The organism is Alphaproteobacteria bacterium (genome assembly GCA_019635875.1).
In the GTDB taxonomy this organism is placed as follows: Bacteria; Pseudomonadota; Alphaproteobacteria; order Reyranellales; family Reyranellaceae; genus JAFAZJ01.
In genome coordinates, this window is sequence record JAHBYP010000005.1 from 21,401 (window position 1) to 45,920 (window position 24,520).

23 protein-coding genes and 1 pseudogene are annotated in these 24,520 nt (G+C 70.1%); 17 read left to right on the forward strand and 7 right to left on the reverse strand.

Translation table 11 applies throughout. From position 1 onward, the window contains the following. Positions 1–88 precede the first annotated feature (88 nt). From KF889_18015 to KF889_18035, 5 genes and pseudogenes are all read left to right on the forward strand, one after another. A pseudogene (locus KF889_18015) lies at positions 89–328 on the forward strand (VapC toxin family PIN domain ribonuclease). Between the two features lie 279 nt (positions 329–607). Then, on the forward strand, positions 608–1,666 hold the full coding sequence (locus KF889_18020) for a hypothetical protein (GenBank protein MBX3501339.1): 1,059 nt from the start codon (positions 608–610) through the stop codon (positions 1,664–1,666). A gap of 117 nt (positions 1,667–1,783) precedes the next feature. After that, the gene (locus tag KF889_18025) at positions 1,784–2,110 is read left to right on the forward strand and encodes a helix-turn-helix transcriptional regulator (protein ID MBX3501340.1); all 327 of its coding nucleotides are present in this window, start codon (positions 1,784–1,786) and stop codon (positions 2,108–2,110) included. Positions 2,111–2,161: 51 nt separating this feature from the next. Further along, positions 2,162–3,559 (forward strand): NAD(P)-binding domain-containing protein, encoded by a 1,398-nt coding sequence (locus tag KF889_18030; protein ID MBX3501341.1) that lies wholly within the window; start codon positions 2,162–2,164, stop codon positions 3,557–3,559. A gap of 144 nt (positions 3,560–3,703) precedes the next feature. Continuing rightward, positions 3,704–4,933, forward strand: a complete 1,230-nt coding sequence (locus KF889_18035) for an MFS transporter (GenBank protein MBX3501342.1) — start codon at positions 3,704–3,706, stop codon at positions 4,931–4,933. Between the two features lie 71 nt (positions 4,934–5,004). Here the strand turns inward: KF889_18035 and KF889_18040 are convergent, their stop codons facing one another. Next, entirely contained in the window at positions 5,005–5,382 is a 378-nt protein-coding gene (locus KF889_18040) for a response regulator (protein ID MBX3501343.1), read from the reverse strand. Between the two features lie 181 nt (positions 5,383–5,563). On the opposite strand from KF889_18040, the gene KF889_18045 reads away from it, so the two are divergent. The 6 genes from KF889_18045 (at position 5,564) to KF889_18070 (ending at position 9,918) form a co-directional block, all read left to right on the forward strand. Then, a complete protein-coding gene (locus KF889_18045; GenBank protein MBX3501344.1) occupies positions 5,564–5,926 on the forward strand; it encodes a hypothetical protein in 363 nt (120 codons plus the stop codon). Between the two features lie 132 nt (positions 5,927–6,058). Then, on the forward strand, positions 6,059–6,265 hold the full coding sequence (locus KF889_18050; protein MBX3501345.1) for a hypothetical protein: 207 nt from the start codon (positions 6,059–6,061) through the stop codon (positions 6,263–6,265). After that, complete coding sequence (locus KF889_18055) at positions 6,262–7,665, forward strand: TolC family protein (protein ID MBX3501346.1); 1,404 nt, start codon at positions 6,262–6,264, stop codon at positions 7,663–7,665. The genes KF889_18050 and KF889_18055 overlap by 4 nt, the downstream gene beginning before the upstream one ends. Positions 7,666–7,760: 95 nt before the next feature. Then, positions 7,761–9,137 (forward strand): copper oxidase, encoded by a 1,377-nt coding sequence (locus KF889_18060; GenBank protein ID MBX3501347.1) that lies wholly within the window; start codon positions 7,761–7,763, stop codon positions 9,135–9,137. Then, positions 9,038–9,625 (forward strand): cupredoxin family protein, encoded by a 588-nt coding sequence (locus tag KF889_18065; protein ID MBX3501348.1) that lies wholly within the window; start codon positions 9,038–9,040, stop codon positions 9,623–9,625. The genes KF889_18060 and KF889_18065 overlap by 100 nt, the downstream gene beginning before the upstream one ends. Positions 9,626–9,633: 8 nt before the next feature. Then, the gene (locus KF889_18070) at positions 9,634–9,918 is read left to right on the forward strand and encodes a copper-binding protein (GenBank protein MBX3501349.1); all 285 of its coding nucleotides are present in this window, start codon (positions 9,634–9,636) and stop codon (positions 9,916–9,918) included. A 29-nt stretch (positions 9,919–9,947) separates the two neighbouring features. Here the strand turns inward: KF889_18070 and KF889_18075 are convergent, their stop codons facing one another. The 4 genes from KF889_18075 to KF889_18090 form a co-directional block, all read right to left on the reverse strand. Further along, positions 9,948–10,472, reverse strand: a complete 525-nt coding sequence (locus KF889_18075) for a Spy/CpxP family protein refolding chaperone (GenBank protein ID MBX3501350.1) — start codon at positions 10,470–10,472, stop codon at positions 9,948–9,950. A 146-nt stretch (positions 10,473–10,618) separates the two neighbouring features. Continuing rightward, positions 10,619–13,732: an efflux RND transporter permease subunit gene (locus tag KF889_18080; protein MBX3501351.1), complete on the reverse strand. Its 3,114-nt coding sequence runs from the start codon at positions 13,730–13,732 to the stop codon at positions 10,619–10,621. A 190-nt stretch (positions 13,733–13,922) separates the two neighbouring features. Next, a complete protein-coding gene (locus tag KF889_18085; GenBank protein MBX3501352.1) occupies positions 13,923–15,485 on the reverse strand; it encodes an efflux RND transporter periplasmic adaptor subunit in 1,563 nt (520 codons plus the stop codon). A 102-nt stretch (positions 15,486–15,587) separates the two neighbouring features. Beyond that, complete coding sequence (locus tag KF889_18090) at positions 15,588–15,911, reverse strand: hypothetical protein (protein ID MBX3501353.1); 324 nt, start codon at positions 15,909–15,911, stop codon at positions 15,588–15,590. A 317-nt stretch (positions 15,912–16,228) separates the two neighbouring features. Between KF889_18090 and KF889_18095 the strand changes: the two genes are divergently transcribed. The 5 genes from KF889_18095 to arsJ all read left to right on the forward strand — a co-directional run bounded on the left by KF889_18095 (position 16,229) and on the right by arsJ (position 21,272). Beyond that, the gene (locus tag KF889_18095; protein ID MBX3501354.1) at positions 16,229–16,597 is read left to right on the forward strand and encodes a winged helix-turn-helix transcriptional regulator; all 369 of its coding nucleotides are present in this window, start codon (positions 16,229–16,231) and stop codon (positions 16,595–16,597) included. 24 nt (positions 16,598–16,621) lie between these two features. Next, positions 16,622–17,713: an ACR3 family arsenite efflux transporter gene (gene arsB / locus KF889_18100; GenBank protein ID MBX3501355.1), complete on the forward strand. Its 1,092-nt coding sequence runs from the start codon at positions 16,622–16,624 to the stop codon at positions 17,711–17,713. Between the two features lie 169 nt (positions 17,714–17,882). Then, positions 17,883–18,734, forward strand: a complete 852-nt coding sequence (locus KF889_18105) for a metalloregulator ArsR/SmtB family transcription factor (GenBank protein MBX3501356.1) — start codon at positions 17,883–17,885, stop codon at positions 18,732–18,734. Between the two features lie 122 nt (positions 18,735–18,856). After that, the gene (locus KF889_18110; protein MBX3501357.1) at positions 18,857–19,903 is read left to right on the forward strand and encodes an ArsJ-associated glyceraldehyde-3-phosphate dehydrogenase; all 1,047 of its coding nucleotides are present in this window, start codon (positions 18,857–18,859) and stop codon (positions 19,901–19,903) included. A gap of 148 nt (positions 19,904–20,051) precedes the next feature. Further along, positions 20,052–21,272 (forward strand): organoarsenical effux MFS transporter ArsJ, encoded by a 1,221-nt coding sequence (gene arsJ, locus KF889_18115; GenBank protein ID MBX3501358.1) that lies wholly within the window; start codon positions 20,052–20,054, stop codon positions 21,270–21,272. Positions 21,273–21,282: 10 nt separating this feature from the next. Here the strand turns inward: arsJ and KF889_18120 are convergent, their stop codons facing one another. Next, positions 21,283–22,680, reverse strand: coding sequence for a Fic family protein (locus KF889_18120; protein ID MBX3501359.1), 1,398 nt, complete (start codon positions 22,678–22,680; stop codon positions 21,283–21,285). Positions 22,681–22,787: 107 nt separating this feature from the next. After that, complete coding sequence (locus KF889_18125) at positions 22,788–23,132, reverse strand: hypothetical protein (GenBank protein MBX3501360.1); 345 nt, start codon at positions 23,130–23,132, stop codon at positions 22,788–22,790. A 147-nt stretch (positions 23,133–23,279) separates the two neighbouring features. On the opposite strand from KF889_18125, the gene KF889_18130 reads away from it, so the two are divergent. Further along, positions 23,280–24,431, forward strand: coding sequence for a mechanosensitive ion channel family protein (locus KF889_18130; GenBank protein MBX3501361.1), 1,152 nt, complete (start codon positions 23,280–23,282; stop codon positions 24,429–24,431). Positions 24,432–24,520: the final 89 nt, after the last annotated feature.

Consider the following 24,520-nt stretch of genomic DNA (forward strand, 5'->3'; position numbering starts at 1 on the left):
TTCGGTGACGGTCGTGTGTCGTCAGGTTGCCATCACAACAAGCGATTTATCGGATCGTCGCCCGGTACCTGCGAAGCCTCGGCCTCCAGTCGAGAACCTGACGGCGATCGAGCATTTCGTGGCGCGCCTGGAGGTGCTGCCCTTCGCCGACAAGGCCGCCGCGCATTACGGCCAGTTGCGGGCCGAGCTTGAGCGTGCCGGAACGCCCTGCGGATCGCATGACATGCGGATCGGCGGCCACGCCCGCAGCGAGGGATTGATCCTCGTGACGAACAACATGCGGGAGTTCGCCCGCATGCCGAGGATACGGACCGAAAACTGGGTCTGAGACGGATCCGCCGCCGGCATCCTGGTCGACACAAGCGGCGGCCGAAGAGCGGTTCGAATGCCATCGGGGCCCGTCCGCGGTGCATGGTACGGGCCCCTCTGATCAGGCCGGCGCGGCGCGCCAGCCAAGCAAGGCATGGGTAGCATCTCAGTTTGGGTTTTCCACCCGCTTGGCAACCTTGCCAACCCTCGAGTCTGACGTCAATCTGACTGACCCAAGGGCCGATCGTCGTGTCAGCGTCCAGGGAGGCGCCACACCGCCCGAGGCAGGGAGGTACCGATGGCCACGCCAAAGCACGCCGGTGCTGACTCCGTGCTGGACCTCACGGCGCAAAATTTCGCAGCGCTGTCGGACTTGGCCAAAGAGGCCGCAAGCGACGCGGGCGACTCGATCGTGGAACTCGTCGAGCGTGGCGGCCTGTTCCTCGGCAATGCCATGCTCTTCGTCAACGCCTATCACAACATCACCGTTTCGCAGTACCAGGCGGCCGCGGGCAAGATCGAGCGGACCGCCGGCACGATCACCGTTTCGGTGCGCGAATATGCCAACACACGTCTCACCAACCGCGCCGGCAACGCGCCGAAGGTTCGACTCGGGCTCAAGGACATCCTGCTGTTCCAGCTGCCCGGGATGCTGAAGGGTCATCTCGATGTCGACAGCCGCGACCGCACGCTGACGATCAGCAAGGACGGCAAGACCCTTCTCTCGGTCGGCTGGGGAGAGGTCAACGCCAGCTTCAACGGCAAGGGCTCGCCGCGGATGATGGCCAGGACGATCGAGCTGCTGCAGATCTGGATCGTGCTCTGCAGCGAGGTCCTGGGGCGCAGCACCGTGCGAGCCAAGATCGGCAAGAAGGACGCGCGGGAGACGCACGACTACGCCATCGAGGACCTGCAGACGATGGTCGATGACTATCTCGGCGTCGACTGCAACGGCTTCACCGGGCTCTATCTCAAGGCGAAGTTTCCCAAGCTCACGGTCACTTCCCAGACCACCGAGGAGGCGTATGTGAGCCGGGAGGCACACAACCGCAAGACGCCCGCCGACATCAAGGCCGACGACATCGTGGCATTCAACGACGGCTCCTATCACCACGTCGCGATGGTGGGCGCCGTGCTGATGCACCTGCCGGGCGAGACGCTGGTCATCCTCTCCGAAGCGCGATCGTCCAGCCTGGTGCACGGCGGCCCGCAATCGAACCTCTGGCGCGTGCGCCAGCACGTGATCAAGGACTCCAAGGGCAGGCCCACGGGGAAGACGGCGGAGGGCAAGTTCGACATCGTCGGCCGCGGCAAGGACAAGTTCGTGAAAATCGCCTCGCCGGACAGGTTCAAGTGAGACTTGATGCGGCCCGGCGCATGACGGCCGAGTGACATCGCCGAGGATCGCCAGCTCTATTTCTATACTTCCGGAAATACCGTTGACTCTCCGCGCCCGCCGCCTATATTGGTATCCATGAAGCTCGACGACGCTGCCGCCCGGCTCGAGGCCCTGGGCAACCCGACCCGGCTCAAGATCTTCCGCGCCCTGGTGCGCGCGGGGGCCGAGGGCATGGCGGTGGGCAGGCTGCAGGACCGCCTCGACATCGCCGCCTCGACGCTCTCGCATCACCTGAAGTCGCTGATCACCGTCGGCCTGGTGCGCCAGACGCGCGAGGGCACGACCCTGATCTGCCACGCCAACTATGTGCTGATGCGCGACCTGGTCGGCTACATGGTCGAGCAGTGCTGCGCCGAGGGAACCTGCGTGCCGGTGGGCCTGACCAAACCCAGGGCCGCGTAAAAAAATTTGCCCGACTATTTCGATGATTCCGGAAGGACAGGAGTAGACAGGATGCCCGACGCCCTCACCCGCCCGCTCACCGTCGCCATCATCGGCGGCGGCCCGGTCGGCCTCGCCGCCGCCGCGCACGCGCTGGAGCGCGGCCTGGAGCCTGTCGTGCTCGAAGCCGGGCCCGAGGCGGCGCACGCGGTGCGTCAGTGGAGCCATGTGCGCATGTTCTCGCCGTGGGAATACAACATCGACAAGGCGGCCGAGCGGCTGCTGGCGGCGAGCGGCTGGAACCCGCCGGAGCCCGGCGACTATCCCACCGGCGCCGAGCTGGTCGAGCGCTACCTCGAGCCGCTGGCGAGCCGCACGGCGCTGAAGGACCGCATCCGCACCAGCAGCACGGTCACATCGATCGGCCGCGTCGGCTTCGACAAGGTCAGGACGAAAGGCCGCGAGGCCGCGCCGTTCGACGTGCGCTACCGCAACGGCAAGGGACCGGAATCGCTGCGCGCCGACGCGGTGATCGACGCCTCGGGCACCTGGCTGGCGCCCAACCCGGCCGGCGCCGACGGCCGACCGGCGGTCGGCGAAGGCGAGGTGCAGGACCGGCTGGCCTACGGCATGCCCGACGTGCTGGGCCGCGATCGCGCGCGCTATGCCGGCAAGACGGTGGCCGTCGCCGGCGCCGGCCACTCCGCCATCGGCACCCTGATCGATCTGGCGCGGCTGGCCGACGAGGCGCCGGGCACGAAGGCGATCTGGCTGCTGCGCGGCGAGGATCCGGCCAAGGCCTTCGGCGGCGGCGCCAACGACAAGCTCGCCGCGCGCGGCGCGCTGGGTGCGGCCTTCGCCGCCCTCGTCGCCTCGGGCAAGGTCGCGGTCGAGAGCGGCTTTCGCATCACGCATCTCAGCCGCATGCAGGACGGCCTGCGCATCGGCGCCGGCTCGGCCTGCTGCGGCCGCCATGTCGAGGCCGACGAGCTGGTGGTGTCGACCGGCTTCCGCCCCGAGCTCGACTTCCTGCGCGAGATCAGGCTCTCGCTCGATCCGGCGCTGGAGTGCCCGCCCGAGCTGGCACCGCTGATCGATCCCAACCTGCACAGCTGCGGCACGGTGCGCCCGCACGGCGCGCGCGAGCTGGCGCAGCCCGAGCCCGGCTTCTACTTCGCCGGCATGAAGTCCTACGGCCGCGCGCCGACCTTCCTGATGCTCACCGGTTACGAGCAGGTGCGCTCGATCGTCGCCGAGATCGCCGGCGACCACGAAGCGGCGCGCAAGGTCGAGCTGGTGCTGCCCGAGACCGGCGTGTGCAGCGGACCGGGTCCGTTGGCCCAGGCGCAGACCGTCGCCGCCGGCTGCTGCGGCGGCCCGGCGCCGGCCGAGGTCAAGGCCGTCGTGCCCGACGCCTGCTGCGTCGTCGACGCCGAGAAGAAGCTGCAGGGCACGAAGGGCTGCGGTTGAGTGACTCGATACACCGTCCCTTCCCCCGGAGGGGGAAGGTGCCCGAAGGGCGGAAGGGGGATGTCGAAGACGGACACCGAGTGCGTTGAAGCATCCCCCATCCGGCGCTGCGCGCCACCTTCCCCCTCCGGGGGAAGGTAACGCATGGCTGTGACCATCTCCGGCGCACGGCTGGTCGCCGTCGTCTGCACGGCGCAGGTCTTCGTGCAGCTCGGCGCCGGATTCTGGCCGGCGCTGCTGCCCGACATGATGGGCCTGTGGTCGCTCAGCAACAGCGAGGCGGGCTGGGTCACGGCGATCTTCTTCGGCACCTACATGCTGAGCGTGCCGGTGCTGGTGACCTTGACCGACCGCGTCGACGCCAAGCGTGTCTACATGTTCGGCGTCGGCTGCACGGTGATCGGCCACGCCGCCTTCGCGCTCTTCGCCGACGGCTTCTGGACGGCGCTGATCACGCGCGCGCTGGCCGGCATGGGCTGGGCCGGCACCTACATGACCGGGCTGAAGCTGCTCGCCGACCAGGTCGACGCGAGGATGATGTCGCGCGCCGTCACCGGTCACGCCGCCAGCATCGGCATATCGGGCGCGCTGTCCTTCCTGCTGGGCGACATCCTGGCCAACCAGTTCGGCTGGCGCTGGGCCTTCGCGATCTCGGCGATCACCGCGGCGATCGCCTGGCTCACCGTCACGCTGGTCGTGCCGCCGCGCAAGCCGCCGCCGAAAGCCGCCGGACAGGCGGCGCTGTTCGACTTCCGCCCGGTGCTGCGCAACCGCTCGGCGCTCGCCTACTCCCTCGGCTACTGCGTGCACACGCTGGAGATGAGCGCGCTGCGCGGCTGGGGCGTCGCCTTCCTCGCCTTCGTCGCCACGCATACCGGCTTCGACGGCAGCCTGCTGTCGCCTGCCCTGGTGGTCACCGTGCTGGCGCTGCTCGGCACGCTGACCAGCGTCGTCGGCAACGAATCCTCGATCCGCTTCGGCCGGCGAAGACTCGTCGCCGCGGCGATGATGCTGTCGATCGTCTTCGCCGCCGGCATCGGCTTCGTCGGCTCGACCAGCTACTGGCTCGCCGTCGTGCTGCTGGTCGTCTACGGCATGGTGGTGTGGCTCGACTCCTCCTCGCTGACCGCCGGCGCCGCCGGCAACGCCGAGCCGGCGCGGCGCGGCGCGACTCTGGCTGTCCATTCCACATTGGGCTATGCCGGCGGTTTCGTCGGCCCGCTCGCCGTCGGCCTGACCCTCGATCTTGCCGGCGGCATGTCGCCCTTCGCCTGGGGCCTGGCCTTCCTCGTCGTGGCGGCGTTCATGGTGGTGGCGCTGGCGATCTTCCTCGCCATCCGCCCGCGCGAGCTGGCCGGCGACCGCGGCAGGTGAATCCGGGGAACTCTGTCATCGTCGGGGCCGTCCGCGGCCCCTGCAGCACAGCGAGGGATCCAGGGATGATTCTACATGCGCTTGCCCAGCGCGCCGAGCAGCTTGCCGATGCGCTCGGCGAGGACGTCGTAGCCGTAGGGCTTGGTGAGCAGCGGCCCGTCGCAGAGATCGGCGGCGACCTGCGCCGTGCGGTGCACGCCCGAAGTCAGCAGGATGCGCATGTCGCCGTAGTGCTCGCGCGTCCATTTGGCCAGCTCGAAGCCGTTGATGCCGGGTCCGAGGTCGATGTCGCAGAACAGGATCTCGACGCGCTCGCCGGCACGCAGAATTGCCTGCGCCTCCTCGCCCGTCTTGGCCTCGAGCACGCGGTAGCCGCAATGTCGGAGATAGTCGGCAACGGCGAGACGGACGAGGACTTCGTCCTCCACCACGAGGATCGTCGACGCCATGGGTTGTCCGTTGCCCACCCTCTCGTTGTCGCCGTCCTCGGCCCCGTCAGTCGGAATCCGCTCTGGCATGACCCGGACTATCGACAACGCGGCACGCATCAGGCTCCTCCCATTATTCCTTGACTGGATGTAACGACCAACGCCGTTGCCGGTTCCCGCGCGCACTCCTATATAGGGCGCCATGCGCGATCGCGGCCGTCACAGCCTGCGTCCCCGGAACTGGTTCACGGTTCTGGTGGCGCTGCTGTTCGCGATCAACCTGCCGCTTTCCGCCGGATTCGCCGCATTGGTCGTGCCCGAGCGCGGCCCGGCCGACGTGCCGGCGATGTCCTGCCACGAGCCGGCGACTGCGCAGCCGCAGGACGAAGACAAGCCTTCCTCGCTGCAGCACCTGTGCTGCTTCACCGCCTGCATTCCGCTCGCCGCCGCCGCCGATGCCACGATCGCGCTGGCCCTGCCGGTCGGCGAGCCGATGCTGAGCCTGCTGCCGACGCGCCCGCTTCCGCGCGCCATCGGCGTCGATCCGCCGCCGCCCAGACGCTGAGCCTCCCCACGAGTCCGCGCGCCGGCCGCCTGGCCCGCGCGCTCGCCGACGAGCGGCTTCGCGCCGCCGGGAGCCTCGACCATGATCCGTTTCGTATCGCGCATCCGCGCCGCGCGGAGGCGCTTGGCCGCCATGGGCTGCGCACTGGCGCTCGCCGGCTGCGGCGCTTCATTGCCCACCATCACCTCGGGAGCCGATCCCGCCGATCCGGGCGCCGGCGGCGCGTCGGCGACATACACGCCGGTGACCGCGGGCACGGTCCACCACCAGCCGGTCGGGCCCAAGCCATGGCGCGACATGAACGAGCGCGTGGCGCCGCGCACAGGACGGTCACCATGAGGCGCGTGCTCACGATCGGCGTGCTGCTGCTCGCCGCCGCCTGCGCCGAGTTCTCGCCCGACGGCGGCATGTCGATGGTCTCGACGACGGTGCGCGACAAGCTGGGCGGCGAGGCGGTGAAGATCAACTCGGCCGCCGATGCCGAGCGCGTCCGCACGCGGGTCGACGCGCTGCTCGCGCAGCCGCTGACGCCCGACAGCGCCGTGCAGATCGCGCTGCTCAACAACAGGAACCTGCAGGCGGCCTACAACGACCTGGGCTTGAACGAGATCGCCGGCGTCGAGGCCAGCCTGCCGCCCAATCCGCGCATCTCGCTGTCGCGCCTGGCCAGGACCGGCGCCGTCGAGTGGGAGTTCCAGCTGCTCGGCAACATCCTGGCGCTGGCCACGCTGCCGGCGCGCAGGCAGATCGCGCGCCAGCGCTTCGCCCAGGCGCAGCAGGCCGCGGTCGAGTCGACCTACCGCCTGGCGCTGGAGACGCGCCGCGCCTGGATCAACGCCGTCGCGGCGCAGACCGTGGTCGGCTACCTCGAGCAGTCGCGCATGGCGGCCGACGCCACCGCCGACCTGATGCGCAAGCTGGGCGAGACCGGCGGCGCCACCAGGATCGAGCAGGCGCGCGCCGCCGCCGCCTATGCCGAGCTCTCGGCGCAGCTGGCACATGCCCGGATGCGGGCGCGGCAGGATCGCGAGGCGCTGGTGCGGCTGCTCGGCCTGTGGGGCGCGCAGGACATCCGCCTGCCGGCCCGGCTGCCGGCGCTGCCGGCGCGGCTGGAGCCGATCGACAACGTCGAGGCCGAGGCGATCCGCAGCCGTGTCGACGTCGCCATGGCGAGGCAGGAGCTGGCGATCCTCGCCCGCAGCGTCGATCTCGCCGAGGCGACGCGCTTCATCTCGCTGCTCGAGCTCTCGGGCATCGTCGAGACCGAGCGCGACGACGACGGGCGCAAGACGCGCGGCGGCTTCGAGCTGGAGCTCGAGATCCCGATCTTCGACGGCGGCCAGGTGAAGCTCAGGCGCGAGCGCGAGAGCTACATGCGCGCGGTCAACCGGCTGGCGGCGCGTGCCGCGGCGGCGCGCTCGGAGGCGCGTTCCGCCTACCACACCTGGCGCGCCTCGCACGAGATCGCCGCGCAGTACCAGAACCGCGTGCTGCCGCTGCGGCGCGTGATCTCGCAGGAGACGCTGCTGCGCTACAACGGCATGCTCGCCGACGTCTTCGAGCTGCTGGTCGAGACACGCGAGCGCGTCGCCTCGAACGTCGCGGCGATCGAGGCGCGCCGCGCCTTCCTGCTGGCCGAGATCGACCTGCGCGCCGCCGTGATCGGCGGCGGGCCGTCGGCCTTCCCGATCTCTTCCCCGATCGCCGCGCCGGCCGTCAACGCCGGCGGCGGTCACTAGAGCATGTCTGTCATCCCGAGCGCGGCGAGGGATCCAGTCTCCACCCTGGATCCCTCGCTGCGCCCGGGATGACAACAACACCAGGAGACCAACCCATGACCCTATCCCGTCGCGATATCATGGCCGCGTCCGGCCTGGCGCTGATCGGCGCCGGCGCGGTGAGCGGCCGCGTGGCCGCGCAGGCCATCCCCGAAGCGCCGACCGTGGGCGATGCCAGGATGCGCCCGCCGCTGAGGCCGACCAGCGGCCCCGACTACCAGCCGGTGGTGACGCTCAACGGCTGGACCCTGCCGTGGCGCATGAAGGACGGCTGGAAGGAGTTCCATCTCGTCGCCGAGCCGGTGGTGCGCGAGATCGCGCCCGGCATGTCGGCGCATCTGTGGGGCTACAACGGCCAGAGCCCGGGCCCGACCATCGAGGCGGTCGAGGGCGACAAGGTGCGCATCTTCGTCACCAACAAGCTGCCCGAGCACACCACCATCCACTGGCACGGCCAGCTGCTGCCCTGCGGCATGGACGGCGTCGGCGGGCTGACCCAGCCGCATATCAGGCCGGGCAAGACCTTCGTCTACGAGTTCCAGCTGAAGAAGAGCGGCACCTTCATGTACCACCCGCACGCCGACGAGATGGTGCAGATGGCGATGGGCATGATGGGCTTCTTCGTCGTGCACCCGAAGGATCCGGCCCTGCATCGCGTCGACCGCGACTTCGTCTTCCTGCTCAACGCCTTCGACATCAGGCCCGGCGGCTACGTGCCGCAGGTCAACACCATGCTCGACTTCAATCTGTGGGCGTTCAACAGCCGTGTCTTTCCCGGCATCGACCCGCTGGTGGTGCGCAAGGGCGATCGCGTGCGCGTGCGGGTCGGCAACCTGACCATGACCAATCACCCGATCCACATGCACGGCTACGATTTCGAGGTCACCTGCACCGACGGCGGCTGGGTGCGGCCCGAGGCGCGCTGGCCCGAGGTCACCATCGACATCCCGGTGGGCGCCATGCGCGCCTACGAGTTCGTCGCCGACGAGCCGGGCGACTGGGCGATCCACTGCCACAAATCGCACCACACGATGAACGCGATGGGCCACGACGTGAAGACCTATATCGGCGTCGACAAGCGCGAGTTCGCGCGAAAGATGAAGCGCCTGGTGCCCGACTACATGGCGATGGGCATGGCCGGCATGGCCGACATGGGCGAGATGGAGATGCCGCTGCCCGACAACACGCTGCCGATGATGACCGGCTTCGCCCAGTTCGGGCCGGTCGAGATGGGCGGCATGTTCTCGGTGGTCAAGGTGCGCGACGGGCTGGCGGCCGACGATTACGCCGATCCCGGCCACTACAAGCATCCGCCCGGCACGGTCGCCTACGAATGGACCGGCCCCGCCGCCGACGCGCCGCGCGCCCCGACGCCGACACCGACCGCGCCGACTCCCTTGCGTGCGGTGAAACCCAATGGCCACAAGCACTGAAGGAGCCCTTCTTGAACACCGGTAGTACGCTTGCAACCCTGGCGCTCTGCGCCGGCCTCGCCGGCGGCGCGCTCGCCGATCCCGGCCACAAGCACGGCGGCGAGGAGACGCCCTACGGCATGCCCGGCGATCCGAAAAAGCCGGCGCGCATCGTGCAGATCACCATGCGCGAGTCCGACGGCAAGATGCTGTTCGTGCCCGACCGCATCGAGATCCGCCGCGGCGAGCAGATCCGCTTCCAGCTGCGCAACAACGGCGAGCTCGACCACGAGTTCGTGCTGGCGACCCTGGAGGAGAACCTCAAGCACATGGAGGAGATGAAGAAGAACCCCGACATGGAGCACGACGATCCGAACGCCAAGCGCCTGAAGCCGAAGGCCACCGGCGCCATCGTCTGGCGCTTCACCAAGGCGGGCACGTTCGATTTCTCGTGCCTGATCCCCGGTCACCGCGAAGCCGGCATGACCGGCACCATCATCGTCAAGTGAGGTCCATCATGCGCATGCCCATTCTCGCCGTCGCGCTCGCGCTGCTGTCGTCCGTCGCGCTGGCCCAGGCCGTGCCGGCCAACGGCGAGGTCACCAAGGTCGACGCCGCGCAGAGCAAGATCACGCTCAAGCACGGGCCGATCAAGAACCTCGACATGGATTCGATGACCATGGTGTTCGTCGTCGCCGACCCGGCGATGCTCAAGACCGTGAAGCCCGGCGACCGCGTGGTCTTCGAGGCCGAACGCGTCAACGGCCGGATCACGGTCACCAAGATGCGCAAGGCGCCGTAGCTCCGCGACGCCCCGAGCGACCGCTGCGCTCACCGCGTGCCGATGACCTCGCCGACAAGCGAATCGGCCAGTTTCCTCTGCTCCTCGTCGAGCGCGGCGTAGAGCGGCTCGAACGCGGCCTTGACGCGGCGAACCGACTCGAGCCGGACCGACAGCAGGCTTTCGTGCCGCGACATCTGCTCGACCGCCGTGCGCGGCGGCGACCCGCCCGGCTGCATCATGGGCTTCAACGCCGTTCGCGCGGCCGTGGTCGCGGCGCGCACCGCGTCGGCGCACTTGCTCCACGGCGCGTCCTGCGCCGGCGTGACCTTCAGCTCGGCCTTGAGGAAGGCAAGCCGGCCCTCGACGTGGCGCACCATCATGCCGCCCATCATGCCGTCCGGCATCATCGCGCCGCGATGCATCATGCCGCCGCCCATCGTGCCGCCGCCCGTTGACGGCGCGCCTGCGGCCGACGGCGGGTGATGGGCATCGGGCTTGGGTGCCTGCGCCTGCGCGGCGAGCGGCACGAAGGCGAGCAGGCCGGCGATTGCCGGAGCGATCAGGACGCGCATGGCGATCTCCCTTGTGATCGCCCGCCAGCTTGCACACCGGCATCGCCATTGCATTGAGCTGCATCAAGCGGCGCGATCGGACTCAGGCGAGCGCCCCGAGGATCGAGGCGGCAGGCCGGCGTGGCGGTCGCACCTGATCGTTCCGCTCACGCCCGCAATGCGCGCCCGTGGATCATGGCGAACAGGACGGGGATCACGACGAGCGTCAGCGCCGTCGATGACACCATGCCGCCGATCATCGGCACGGCGATGCGCTGCATGACCTCGGAGCCGACGCCGGTGCTCCACAGCACCGGCACCAGCCCGCCCATGATCGCCGCCACGGTCATCATCTTGGGCCGCACGCGCTCGACCGCGCCCTCCATGATCGCCGCGCGCAGATCGACGCGGGTGAAGGCGCGGGCTTCCGCCACGCATTGCGCGCGCGCGTCCTTCAGCGCGTGGTCGAGGTAGATCAGCATCACCACGCCGGTCTCGGCGGCGACGCCGGCGAGCGCGATGAAGCCGACGGCGGCGGCGACGCTGAGGTTGAAGCCCATGTAGTCCATCAGCCACAGGCCGCCGACCAGCGAGAACGGCAGCGACAGCATGACGATCAGCGTGTCCGACATGCGGCGGAAGTTGAGGTAGAGCAGCAGGAAGATCACCAGCAGGGTCGCCGGCACGACCAGCGTCAGCCGCTGGGCGGCGCGCTCGAGATACTCGAACTGCCCGCTCCAGCGCAGATGCACGCCGCGCGGCAGGCTCACCTTGTCGGCGACGACGCGCTGCGCCTCGCGCACATAGCCGCCGAGGTCGCGGTCGCGGATGTCGACGTAGAGATAGACCACGAGCTGGCCATCCTCGGTGCGGATCGTCGTCGGCCCCTGCGTGCGCTCGACCCTGGCCACCTCGCCCAGCGGCACCGCCGCGCCGTTGGCCAGCGAGACCATGACCTGCGCGGCCATCGCCTCGGGATCGGCGCGCAGGTCGCGCGGGTAGCGCAGCACGACGGCGTAGCGCTCGCGGCCCTCGACCGTGGTCGTCACCGGCTCGGCGCCGATGGCGCTGGCGATGGTGCGCTGCACTGCCTCGACCGACAGCCCGTAGCGCGCCAGGCGCTCGCGGTCGGGCGTGATCTCGACGAAGTAGCCGCTGTTGACCCGCTCGGCGTAGGCGCTGCTGGTGCCCGGCACCTCGCGCAGGGCGGCCTCGATCTCGCGCGCCACCTTCTCCAGCTCGTTCAGCTCGCGGCCGAAGATCTTGACGCCGACCGGCGTGCGGATGCCGGTCGCCAGCATGTCGATGCGCGCCTTGATCGGCATGGTCCAGGCGTTGCTGACGCCGGGGAACTGCAGGGCGCCGTCCATCTCGGCGATCAGCCCGTCGAGCGTGAGGCCCGGCCGCCACTGCGAGCGCGGCTTGAGGTTGATGACGGTCTCGAACATCTCCACCGGCGCCGGATCGGTCGCGGTCTGCGCCCGTCCCGCCTTGCCCCACACCGACTCGACCTCGGGGAACGACTTGATGATGCGGTTCTGGATCTGCAGCAGATCGGCGGCCTTGGTGATCGACAGGCCGGGCAAGGTGGTCGGCATGTAGAGCAGCGTGCCCTCGTCGAGATTGGGCATGAACTCCGTGCCGATGCGCTTGAGCGGCACCACGGCGCTGGCGAGGATCACCAGCGCCAGCGCCACGGTGAGCAGACGCGCGCGCAGCACGACGGCGATCACCGGGCGATAGAGCCAGATCAGCGCCCGGTTGATCGGGTTGCGCGCCTCCGCCACGATGCGGCCGCGCACGAACAGCACCATCAGCGCCGGCACCAGGGTCACCGACAGGAGCGCCGCGGCGGCCATGGCGAAGGTCTTGGTCCAGGCCAGCGGCTTGAACAGCCTGCCCTCCTGCGCCTCGAGCGCGAAGATCGGCAGGAACGAGACGGTGATCACCAGCAGGCTGAAGAACAGCGCCGGCCCGACCTCCTGCGCCGCCGCGACGATCACCTCGACGCGCGAGGTGCCCGGCCCGGCGCGTTCGAGCCTTTTGTGCGCGTTCTCGACCATGACGATGGCGGCGTCGACCATGGCGCCGATGGCGATGGCGATGCCGCCCAGGCTCATGATGTTGGAGCCGACGCCGATGACGTGCATGGCGGCGAAGGCGATCAGGATGCCCAGCGGCAGGGTGACGATGGCGACCAGCGCGCTGCGCGCGTGCAGCAGGAAGACGAAGCAGACCAGCGCCACCACGGCGCTCTCCTCGGCAAGCGTCGTCAGCAGCGTGCGCACGGCGCGGTGGATCAGGTCGGAGCGGTCGTAGACCGGCACGATGCGCGCGCCCTCGGGCAGGCTGGCGGCCATCGCCGCCAGTCGCTGCTTCACCGAGCGGATGACGTCGAGCGTGTTGGCGCCGTGGCGCTGCAGGGCGATGCCGCTCACCACCTCGCCCTGGCCGTTGAGCTCGGCGATGCCGCGCCGCTCGTCGGGCGCCAGCTCGACGCGCGCCACGTCGCGCAGCAGGACGGCGGTGCCGCGATCGACCTTGAGCACGATGCGCTCGAGATCGCCGACGCCCTTGAGATAGCCGCGGCCGCGGATCATGAACTCGGTCTCGGCCAGCTCTATGGTGCGGCCGCCGACATCCATGTTGCTGGCGCGCACCGCCTCGCGCACGGCGTCCAGCGTCAGCGCGTGGAAGCGCAGCCGGTTGGGATCGACGACCACGGCGTATTGCCGGACGAAGCCGCCGACGCCCGCCACCTCGGCGACGCCGTCGGCCTTGGCGACGGCGAAGCGCAGGCTCCAGTCCTGCAGCGAGCGCAGTTCGGCGAGGTCGCGCTCGTCGCCGACCAGGGCGTACTGATAGACCCAGCCGACGCCGGTGGCGTCAGGCCCGAGATTGGGCGTGACGCCGCGCGGCAGGCGCTGGGCAGCGGTGTTAAGGTATTCGAGCACGCGGCTGCGCGCCCAGTAGATGTCGGTGCCGTCCTCGAAGATGACGTAGACGAACGACACGCCGAACATCGAGAAGCCGCGCACCACGCGCGAGCGCGGCACGCTCAGCATCGCCGTGGTCAGCGGGAAGGTGATCTGGTCCTCGACCACCTGCGGCGCCTGGCCGGCATACTCGGCGTAGACGATGACCTGGGTGTCGGAGAGGTCGGGCAGCGCGTCGAGCGGCACGCGGCTGACGGCGTAGAGCCCGGCCAGCGTCGCCATGAGCGCGCCCAGCAGGGTGAGCGCGATGTTGCGCGCCGACCAGGCGATGACCGCGGCGATCATGGTGCGCTCCTGCCGACGATCCTGCCTTCAGGGCCAAGTTGCGCCGGCTCTGCCTTCCCCCGGAGGGGGAAGGTGCCCGAAGGGCGGAAGGGGGATGTCGAAGACGGACACCGGCTTCGTTGAGGCATCCCCCATCCGGCGCTGCGCGCCACCTTCCCCCTCCGGGGGAAGGTAGGGGAGAACACGCCGCTCATTGCGGGGCTCCCGGTGCGGTGAGCCCGCCGATGGCGGCGCGCAGGTTGCTTTCGGCGTCGATCAGGAAATTGCCCGTCACGACGATGCGCTCGCCCTCGGCGAGGCCGACCAGCACCTCGACGAAGCCGTCGCCCCGCCGGCCCAGCACCAGGTCGCGCGCCTCGAACAGGCCCTCGCCGCGCACGACGAAGGCGACGCGGCGCGTGCCGCTGTCGATCACCGCCGAATCGGGCACGACCAGCGCCGCCCTGCCGCCGCCGGTGGCGATGGCGATATCGGCGTACTGGCCGATGCGCAGGCGGCGCTCGCGGTTGGCCAGCTCGATGCGCACCAGGCCGGTGCGGGTGGCGGCGTCGAGGTCGTGGTAGACGAAATCGACGCGGCCCTCGATCGGCTCGCCGACGGTACCACTGGGCATCACGCGCACGCTCTGGCCGACGGCGATCGCCGGCAGGTCGCGCTCGGCCACCCGCGCCATCGCCCACACCACCGACAGGTCGGCGATGCGGAACAGCGTCATGCCGGCGGTGAAGCGCATGCCGTTGAGCGCCGGGCGCTCCAGCACCGTGCCGCCCATCGAGGCGTTGATCGTCAGGCTGCGCACCGGCTCGCCGGTGCGGCGCAGGGTCTCGAACACCGCCTCGGGGATGTCGAACTGGCGCAGATTGGCGGCGGCGCGCTCGAGGTCGGCGGGCCGCCCGCCGCGCAGCGCGGCGGCGTAGTCGGACTGCTTCTGCAGGATCTCGCGGCTCTCGACCCAGATGCGCGCCAAGGGCTGGCCGGCCGTGACATCGGCGCCGGTCAGCGGCACCAGCAATTCCTCGACGAAGCCGTCGAACTTGGCGGTCAGTACCGCCTGGCGGCGCTCGTCGTGCTCGATGGTGCCGTAGGCGCGCACCGTGCGCGTCAGCGGCCGGCGGCCGACGATGCCGGTGCGCACGCCGGCGCGCTGCACCTTCTCGGGCGCGATGCGCAGCGTGCCCGGCGGGCCCGACACCTCGTCCTCGTAGACCGGGATGTAGTCCATCCCCATCGAGTCCTTCTTGGGCGTCTTGGAGATGTCCGGCGCACCCATCGGGTTGCGGTAGTAGACGATGCGCCGCGCACCGCCCTTGGCCTCGGCCGGCGCCGCGCCGTCGGCGGCGCGGAAGATCACCGTGCCGCGCACCGGCCGGCTCTGGCCGGCGATTTCGGCCGACAGCGACAGCGCCCAGCGCCCGGCCATCGACAGGTCGGTCTCGAAGGCGACGACGCCCGGCGCCGGCGACGGCAGCGCGCGCAGCGGCGCGGTCATCGCCGCCATGCCGTCCGGCGCCATGTCGAGGCGGGTCGACGTCAGGCGCACGGAATCGGCCGGCGGCAGGGCCGGCAATCCGGTCAGCCGCACCTCGAGACGCACCGCCTTGCCGGCCGGCACCTCGGCGCTGACGGCCTCCCAGCCCGGCCCCGAGGGCCAGACGGCGCGCAGTACCTGCGAGGCGGAAGGAATGAAGAAGAGCACGGCGGCGGCGGCGAGAAGCGCCGTCGCGACGAGGACAAGAACCAGACGAATGCGCATGTCGATCGATCCCGGATGCCGGGCACGGCCCGGCCGCACCCGCGTGCCGGATCGGCGTCGCGGGCGCCCAAGGCGCCGGCCTTCAGCGACCGGCGCCGCTCGTCAGAGGTGGATCGTCGAACGCGGTGGGCGGAACGGCGCGTCGCGCGGCGCGCCGGATGGCGGGCCGGTGCTCGTCGCCGGACGCAGGACGGTGAAGGGCATCGACAGGGTCGCTGCCGCATCCGCCGTCAGGGCGGGTTCGGCCACCACCACGCGCGCGGAGCAGGCCAGGGCGCAGTCGCAGGCCTTCGCCGTGTCGTCGCACGTGCTCTTGCCGACCGGGCATTCGCAATCGGCGACGGCCGCGCGCAGATTCGTGCCCATCGCGGCCGATGGCAGGGCGATGGCGAGCACGACGAGACAGGCGAGCAGGCGCCGAAGCATCCGGTCATTCTAGCGCGCGCGCCCGCGCCTGTCAGCGCGCCGCCGATCCACTGTGGCGCAAAGCCGCGAATGTGATCGAACTTGATCCAAGTCATTGTGATCTGCGGATTTCCCTGGTCGCACCCGCATCACTCCCTCTCCCCGCTTGCGGGGAGAGGGTTGGGGTGAGGGGCTGCATGGAGTGGCGCACCACGATCGTGCGCAACCTCAATCGACCCCTCACCCCGACCCTCTCTCCGCACGCGGGGAGAGGGAGCACAAGGCCAACCCACACGCGGCGCTTGCCGATGCTTCGATACTTCGATAATTCATTAACCATGAAATCCCCAGACGCCGTCGCGGCCCTCGCCGCGCTCGCCCAGGAGCACCGGCTCGCCGTGTTCCGGCTGCTGGTGCGCGCCGGCCGCGCCGGCCTGCCGCCGAGCCAGATCGTCGAGCGCCTGGACCTGTCGGCCCCCACCCTCTCCTTCCATCTCGCCCAGCTCAGGCACGCCGGGCTGGTGCAGGTCCGCCGCGACGGGCGCTCGCTGATCTACACCGCGAACTACGCGCGCATGAACGGCCTGATGGCGTACCTCGCCGACAATTGCTGCGCCGGAGACAGCCCCCGCCTGCGCGTGCCGGTCTGCGAGCCCGAGGCGGGCAGGCTCGTGCGCCGGCCCGCGGCGCGCGCGGCGCGGCGATGACCCCGGCGGCGAGGTAGGCATTCCATGTCCCTGTTCGAACGCTACCTGAGCCTGTGGGTCGCGCTGTGCATCGTGGCCGGCGTCGCGCTCGGCCACTGGTTTCCCGCGGTCTTCCAGGCCGTCGGCGCGGCCGAGATCGCGCAGGTCAACCTGCCGGTCGCGGTGCTGATCTGGCTGATGATCATCCCGATGCTGATCAGGGTCGATTTCGCCGCCCTGGGGCGGGTGCGCGAGCACTGGCGCGGCATCGGCGTGACCCTGTTCATCAACTGGGCGGTCAAGCCGTTCTCGATGGCGGCGCTGGGCTGGTTCTTCATCGGCCACCTCTTCGCGCCCTGGCTGCCGGCCGACCAGATCGACAGCTACATCGCCGGCCTGATCCTGCTGGCGGCGGCGCCGTGCACGGCCATGGTCTTCGTCTGGAGCAGCCTCAGCGACGGCGAGCCGGGCTTCACGCTGACGCAGGTCGCGCTCAACGACACGATCATGGTCTTCGCCTTCGCGCCGATCGTCGGGCTGCTGCTCGGGCTGTCGGCGATCACCGTGCCGTGGCAGACGCTGATGCTGTCGGTCGGCCTCTACATCGTCGTGCCCGTGATCCTCGCCCAGATCATCCGCGGCCTCGCGCAGGCGCGGGGCGGCCTGGTCGGCCTCGGCCGGCTGCTGGCGGCGCTGCAGCCGGTGTCGCTGGTCGCGCTGCTGACGACCTTGGTCCTGCTGTTCGGCTTCCAGGGCCAGCAGATCATCGCCCAGCCGCTGATCATCGCCTTGCTCGCCGTGCCGATCCTGATCCAGGTCTATTTCAACTCCGGCCTGGCCTACCTGCTCAACCGCGCCACCGGCGAGGCGCATTGCGTGGCGGCGCCCTCGGCCCTGATCGGCGCCAGCAATTTCTTCGAGCTCGCCGTCGCCGCGGCGATCGGCATCTTCGGCTTCACCTCGGGCGCAGCGCTCGCCACCGTGGTCGGCGTGCTGATCGAGGTGCCGGTGATGCTGTCGGTCGTGCGCATCGTCAACGCCAGCAAGCGCTGGTACGAATCCGGCCCCGCCGTCGCCCGCCGGCGCGATGCGGAGGCGGGGCGCTGCGAACAGCCGGATACGAATCCCATCCGCTGAAGCCCTGCGCGGCTCATCGAGCGCACCTGTCATCCCGAGCGCAGCGAGGGATCCAAGGGGGCCCGGATCCCTCGCTGCGCTCGGGATGACAGGACTATCCGTGGCGAAAGGCGCGGACGCGCTCCTCCCCCGTCATCGTTCTGCAATACTTTTTGACTATTCTCGAAGAATGGAATCGACAGACGCCAGCCGGGGCTTCGCTGCCCTGGCGCAGGAGACGCGGCTTGGCCTGATGCGCCTGCTGGCCAGCCGCGGCGCCTCGGGCATGGCCGCGGGCGAGCTGGCGGCGACGCTGGGCCAAGTGCCCTCGACGCTGTCCTTTCATCTCGCGCAGCTCGAGCAGGCCGGCCTGGTGCAATCGACCCGCCAGGGCCGGCAGATCATCTACGCCGTGCGCTTCGCCGGCCTGCGCGCGCTGTTCGGCTTTCTCACCGAGACCTGCTGCGGCGGTCGCCCCGAATTGTGCGGCGATCTCGCGCGGCTGCTGCCCGATGACGACCAGGAGGATCGCCGCATGACCGCCGCCTACAACGTGCTGTTCCTGTGCACGCGCAACTCGGCGCGCTCACTGATCGCCCAGGCGCTGCTCGAGCAACTCGGCAAGGACCGCTTCAACGCCTACTCGGCCGGCTCCGAGCCCGCAGACGCGCCGATGCCGGAGGTGATCGAGCGGCTGCGCACGCTGGGCCACCCGGTCGGGCATCTGCGCTGCAAGTCGTGGGAGGAGTTCGCGCGGCCCGACGCGCCGCGCATGGATTTCGTCATCACGCTGTGCGACGTCCTGCAGGGCCAGGACTGCCCCGACATGGGCACGCGGCCGGTGACCTCGGCCTGGCCGCTGCCCGACCCGGCGAAGTTCAGCGGCTCGGCGGCCGAGCACGCGACGATGATCAACGCACTCTACGCCATGATCAGGCGGCGGCTGGAGATCTTCATCAACCTGCCGATCGCCTCGCTCGACGAGATGGCGCTGAAGAAGCGGCTCGACGAGCTGGGCGACACCGCCCGCGCGCCGGCCTGACGGCTTCTCCGTCATCCTGAGCAAAGCGAAGGATCCGGCGGTATCGCGGTCACACACCAACAGGGCGCGCGCTGGCGTCATCGCAAGGTCCTTCGCTGCGCTCAGGACGACGGGGTTTGAAGATGCGCGTAGGCATCAACGGCATGGGTCGCATGGGGCGGCTGGCTTTGCGCGCGGCGCTGGGCGGCGTGCGCCGGCCGCCGGACGATCCGCGCGCCGCCAACCGGCTCGACATCGTGCACGTCAACGAGATCAAGGGCGGCGCCGCCGCCAGCGCGCATCTGCTGGAATTCGACAGCGTGCACGGCCGCTGGCACGCCGACATCGCCGCCGATGACGAGCGCGCCATCCGCATCGACAACCGCCGCATCGGCTTCAGCGCCCAGCCCGAGCCCGGCGTCGTGGCGTGGGGCGATCTCGGCTGCGACATCGTGCTGGAATGCACCGGCCGGTTCCTCACGCCCGACGCGCTGGCCGGCCATTTCGCGCGCGGCGCGAAGCGCGTGATCGTCGCCGCGCCGGTCAAGCACGAGGCGGCGCTCAACGTCGTGGTCGGCGTCAACGACGCGCTCTACGAGCCCGCGCGCCACCGCCTGCTGACGGCGGCGTCGTGCACGACCAACTGCCTGGCGCCGGTGGTCAAGGTGGTGCACGAGGCGATCGGCATCGTGCACGGCCAGATCACCACCATCCACGATCCGACCAACACCAATGTCGTGGTCGACGCGCCGCACAAGGATCTGCGCCGCGCGCGCTCGGCGATGACCTCGCTGGCGCCGACGACGACCGGCAGCGCCACGGCGATCGCGCTGATCTATCCCGAGCTGAAGGGCAAGCTCAACGGTCACGCGGTGCGCGCGCCGGTGCTCAACGCCAGCCTGACCGACTGCGTCTTCGAGCTCAGGCGGCGGACGGACGAAGCCGAGATCAATGCGCTGTTCGCCGCCGCCGCGCGCGATGGCCTGGCCGGCATCCTCGGCTTCGAGACGCGCCCGCTGGTCTCGGCCGACTACTGCAACGACACGCGCAGCGCCATCGTCGATGCGCCCAGCACCCTGGTGACCGACGGCACGCTGCTCAAGGTCTACGCCTGGTACGACAACGAGATCGGCTATGTCTGTCGCATGGTCGACCTGGCGAACATCGTGATCGCGCGGGGTGAGTCGTGAGGACAACCCTCCCTCTCCCCGCTTGCGGGGAGAGGGTCGGGGTGAGGGGCTGCATCAAGTGGCGCATCGCCGCTCTGCGCAACCTGAGACTCCCCCTCACCCCTGCCCTCTCCCCGCCTGCGGGGAGAGGGAGCAAGAGGCACAGACGATGCGCCACTACCTGATCGTCACCGCGTCCTACTGGGGCTTCACCCTGGTCGACGGCGCGCTGCGCATGCTGGTGCTGCTGCACTTCTTCCAGCTCGGCTACTCGCCGTTCACGCTCGCCTTCCTGTTCCTGCTCTACGAGCTCGCCGGCATCGTCGCCAACCTCGCCGGCGGCTGGCTGGCCACCCGCTTCGGCATCCCGCGCATGCTGGCGGCCGGCCAGGCGCTGCAGGTCGCGGGGCTGGTGATGCTCTCGATGCTCGATGCCGGCTGGAGCGCGGCTGCCTCCGTCGCCTGGGTGGTGATCGCCCAGGGCATCGCCGGCCTGGCCAAGGACTTCACCAAGACCGCGTCGAAGACGGCGATCAAGACGACCTCGGCGTCCGGCGCCGGGCAGCTCTTCAAATGGGTGGCATATTTCACCGGCTCGAAGAACGCGATGAAGGGCATCGGCTTCTTCCTCGGCGGCCTGCTGCTCGACCTGGTCGGCTTCCGCGCCGCGCTGTGGCTGATGGCCGGGCTGATCGGCGCGATCTTCCTCGCCGGCGTGGCGCTGCTGCCGCGTGCGCTGGGCAGGGGCAAATCGTCGAGGACGATGCGCGAGTTCCTGTCGAAGTCGCGCGGCGTCAACCTGCTGGCGGGCGCGCGTGTCTTCCTGTTCGGCGCGCGCGAGGTGTGGTTCGTCGTCGGCCTGCCGGTCTTCCTCTATGCCGCGGGCTGGCGCTTCGTCGAGGTCGGCGGCTTTCTCGCCGCCTGGACCATCGGCTACGGGCTGGTCCAGGCCGCCGCCCCGGCGCTGATCGCGCGCAGCGCCGACGGGCTCAGCCGCGAGATCCCGCATGCGCGCATCTGGGCCGGCCTGCTGGCGGCGGTGCCGGTGGCGCTGGCGCTGCTGCTGCGCGATCCCGGCCTGTGGCGCCCCGACCTCGTCGTCGCCGCCGGGCTGGCGCTCTTCGCCCTGCCCTTCGCGGTCAACTCCGCGCTGCACTCCTACCTGATCCTCGCCTATGCCGGCTCGAAGAAGGCGGCCGAGGATGTCGGCTTCTATTACGCCGCCAACGCCGCCGGCCGGCTGGCCGGCATGCTGCTGTCGGGCGCGCTCTACCAGTGGGGCGGCATGATCGCCTGCCTGCTCGGCTCGGCGGCGATGCTGCTGGCCTGCTGGGCGATCACCTTCCTGCTGCCCTCGCGCCACGTCGCGGCGCCCGCGCCCTCGCGCTGAACGGCGGCGGCTACCGTTTCCACGCCTTCGCCCACGCCGCGAAGTCCGATGGCCGGATCCGGTAGCGCGCGAAATTGCCCTCGTGCAGGCCGAGCAGCTCGCTTTCGGCGGTGTCGCGGAACCGCTCACGCTCCGGCCGGTCGATATGGTCTTTCGTCCAGGTGGCGACGTGCGCCACGGCCCGCTTCCTGTCCATGCGCCCGCGGACGACCGCACCGACGACCTCCTGCAGCGCCGCGCGGTGGCGCAACCGGAAGGGGTCGGGCTCGCCGAGCGATTGCCGTACCGCCGCATAGCGCGCGGCCGAGCGTTCATAGGCCCAGATGAACAGATCCTTGAGCATGTGCCAGCGGCGCAGCTCGTAGACGCCGAGCACGGCCTCCAGATACGCCTGGCGCGGCACGTCCTCGAAGGAGAGCGGCGAGAGATTGGCCTTGATCAGCGGGATGTTCGCGGCCAGCCGCGCGACCCGCTTGTTGGCGTCGTCGAAGGGCTGCAGGTAGGGCAGCTGCACCATCACGAAGAACGCCTGCTCGAACGGATCGTCGATCGCGGCCGCCGTCGCGAGGATCTGGTCGAAGCATTCCTCGATCAGCGGCGGCGATGCGAGCGGATGGAAGACCGAGCCGCCGATGCCGACGGCCATGCGCCGCAGCCTGCCCGGCGCGTTGGCATCGCCGAGCAGGTTGTTCGCCAGCAGCGCGTGCAGGTTCAGCATCGTGTAGCGGTTGAAGCCGATCCCGTCCGCCGCGCCGACCAGGAACTCGATCGCGTCCTTGTGATTGAGGATCATCTGCGCCTCGAGGCGCCGCTTGCCCTTGGCCTCCTCGCCGAACTCGATCAGGCGCCTGGTGTCGAGCAGCGAATAGGTGTTGCCCTCCAGGCGGCTCGAGTTCCACGACAGGTCGATCAGCAGCCGGCTGAGGATCTGCCTGGCATAGCTGCCGGCGGGTTGGTCGGCGATCCGCGGCGTGCCGACCGCGCGCAGATGCGCGCGCTCGCGTGCGCCCAGATAGAAGCTCTTGCCCGGCCGGTAACCATCGAGAAAGGCGCGGTGATAGCCGACGGGCTTTCGGCGTGCCGGCGGCTGGCGGACATGCCTGCGGATGACGGCGGCGGCGGTGGAGAGCGGCGGCTCGATCGCTCCTGCCTCCCAGGATTCGTCGCGTCCCTCGGCCAGACCCAGCGCCGCGGCGATGCGCGGCGCGCGATAGCGCGCTGCGCGGCGCTCGCCATCCATGAGCAGGCGGCCGCGGTCGACGAGGTGCTTGAGGCGGTATTGCAGGGTCCGGCGCGGCGGTACCGTCTCCAGCGTGTCGGCGATCTGCCGCGCCGTCAGCCCCTCGGGACGGCGGCGGGCCGCCTCTTCAATGGCCGCCAGGCCTGCCTCATCGATCGGCCGGGCCATGGTCGCCCTTCGTTGCGCATAATCTCATATGCGCAACTATACACCCTTCTGCGCAATAATGAAGCGTATACGCAATAAACGCCTCTATGCGCAACCATCCTTGTGGATCAGCCTGGGCCCGTCTGCGGCGGGCGCAGGCGGCCGCGCGCGTCGAGCTCGGCGCCGCACTGGGCGCAGGTGATGCCGCCCAGCATGGCCTGCCGGAAGCTCGCCGGCCGGCGCATCACCGGCTGCTCGGCGCCGCAGCGCGCGCAGCTCATCGGCCGGCCGATCGGATAGCCGAGCCTGCGCATCAGCCAGATCAGCGGCACCGGCACGATCAGCGCGACGAGCCCGCCGACGATCAGCGCCGATATCTCGGGCTTGCGCGCCATGACGATCGCGACCAGCACGCCGATCAATCCCAACGCCGCCACGACCAGGTAGGCCTGCAGGGTGCTCCTGCCGAACATCGTCGATCCTCCCCACTGTCCGCGCCAATGTAGTGTATTTTCCCGGCGGATTGGACCTCCCGCCACGGCGACGGCGCCCGCCAAACCATCGCCACATTCGCGGCCGATCCGGGCTCGACCGTCACAGCGCAGGGGAAGCACCGCGACATGGACCTGTTCGGCATCGAGATTCCCGCCTGGATCGTCAGCACCGTCATCCTGACCCTGCCGGCGCTGCTGGTGCTCGCCGTCTACCGCTGGCTGATCCGCCAGATGATCCGGCTCGCCGGCAAGCTGAGCGAGACGCTGCAGATCATGCTGATGCGGGCGCGCGCGCCGGCCACCGGCATCGTGCTGCTGACCGCGCTCAGCCTGGCGCTGCCGCTGGCCGGCTTCGAGCGCGGGGTCGCCGACACGATCGGCCAGCTCCTGCTGGTCGCCTACGTGCTGACCCTGGGCTGGGCGATGCTGAGCGCGCTGGACTTCTTCACCGACCGCTACCTGGTGCAGCTGAACGCCGACACGATCGGCGCCGGCGCCGACCTCGCGGTGCGCAAGCAGGTGACGCAGGTGCGCGTGCTGCGCCGCGTGGCCAAGACGATGCTGATCATCATCGTCGTCGCCGCCGCCCTGATGACCATCGAATCGGTGCGCCAGTACGGCGTCAGCCTGCTGGCCTCGGCCGGCGCCGCCGGCCTGGTGCTGGCGCTGGCGGCGCGGCCGGTGCTGAGCAACCTGCTGGCCGGCATCCAGATCGCCATCACCCAGCCGATCCGCGTCGAGGACGCGGTGATCGTCGAGAACGAGTGGGGCTGGATCGAAACCATCAACAGCACCTATGTCGTGGTGCGCCTGTGGGATCTCCGGCGCATGGTGCTGCCGCTGACCTACTTCATCGAGAAGCCGTTCCAGAACTGGACCTACGGCAGCTCGCAGCTCTTGGGCACGGTGTTCCTGCATGTCGACTACACCGTGCCGGTGGCGCGCGTGCGCGCCAAGCTCGAGGAGATTGCGCGCGGCAGCAAGTTGTGGGACGGCCAGGTCGTCGTGCTGCAGGTCACCGACGTGCCCACCAACATGGTCCAGCTGCGCGCGCTGGTGAGCGCGCGCGACGCCGGCCAGGCCTTCGACCTGCGCTGCGAGGTGCGCGAGAAGCTGATCGAGTTCCTGCAGGCGGAGTATCCGCACGCCCTGCCCCGCCAGCGCGCCGAGATCGCCGCCGCACCCGGCCCGGGGCCCTCCGACGGCCGGCCGCGCGAGGGCCGCGCGAGCCTCACGTCGATCACGCCGGCCGACGAGAAGCGCGCGCAACGCGCGTGAGGGGGTTCTGCTCCCTCACCCCGCAAGCGCTGCCGCGGTCTTGCCTTCCCCCGGAGGGGGAAGGTGCCCGAAGGGCGGAAGGGGGATGT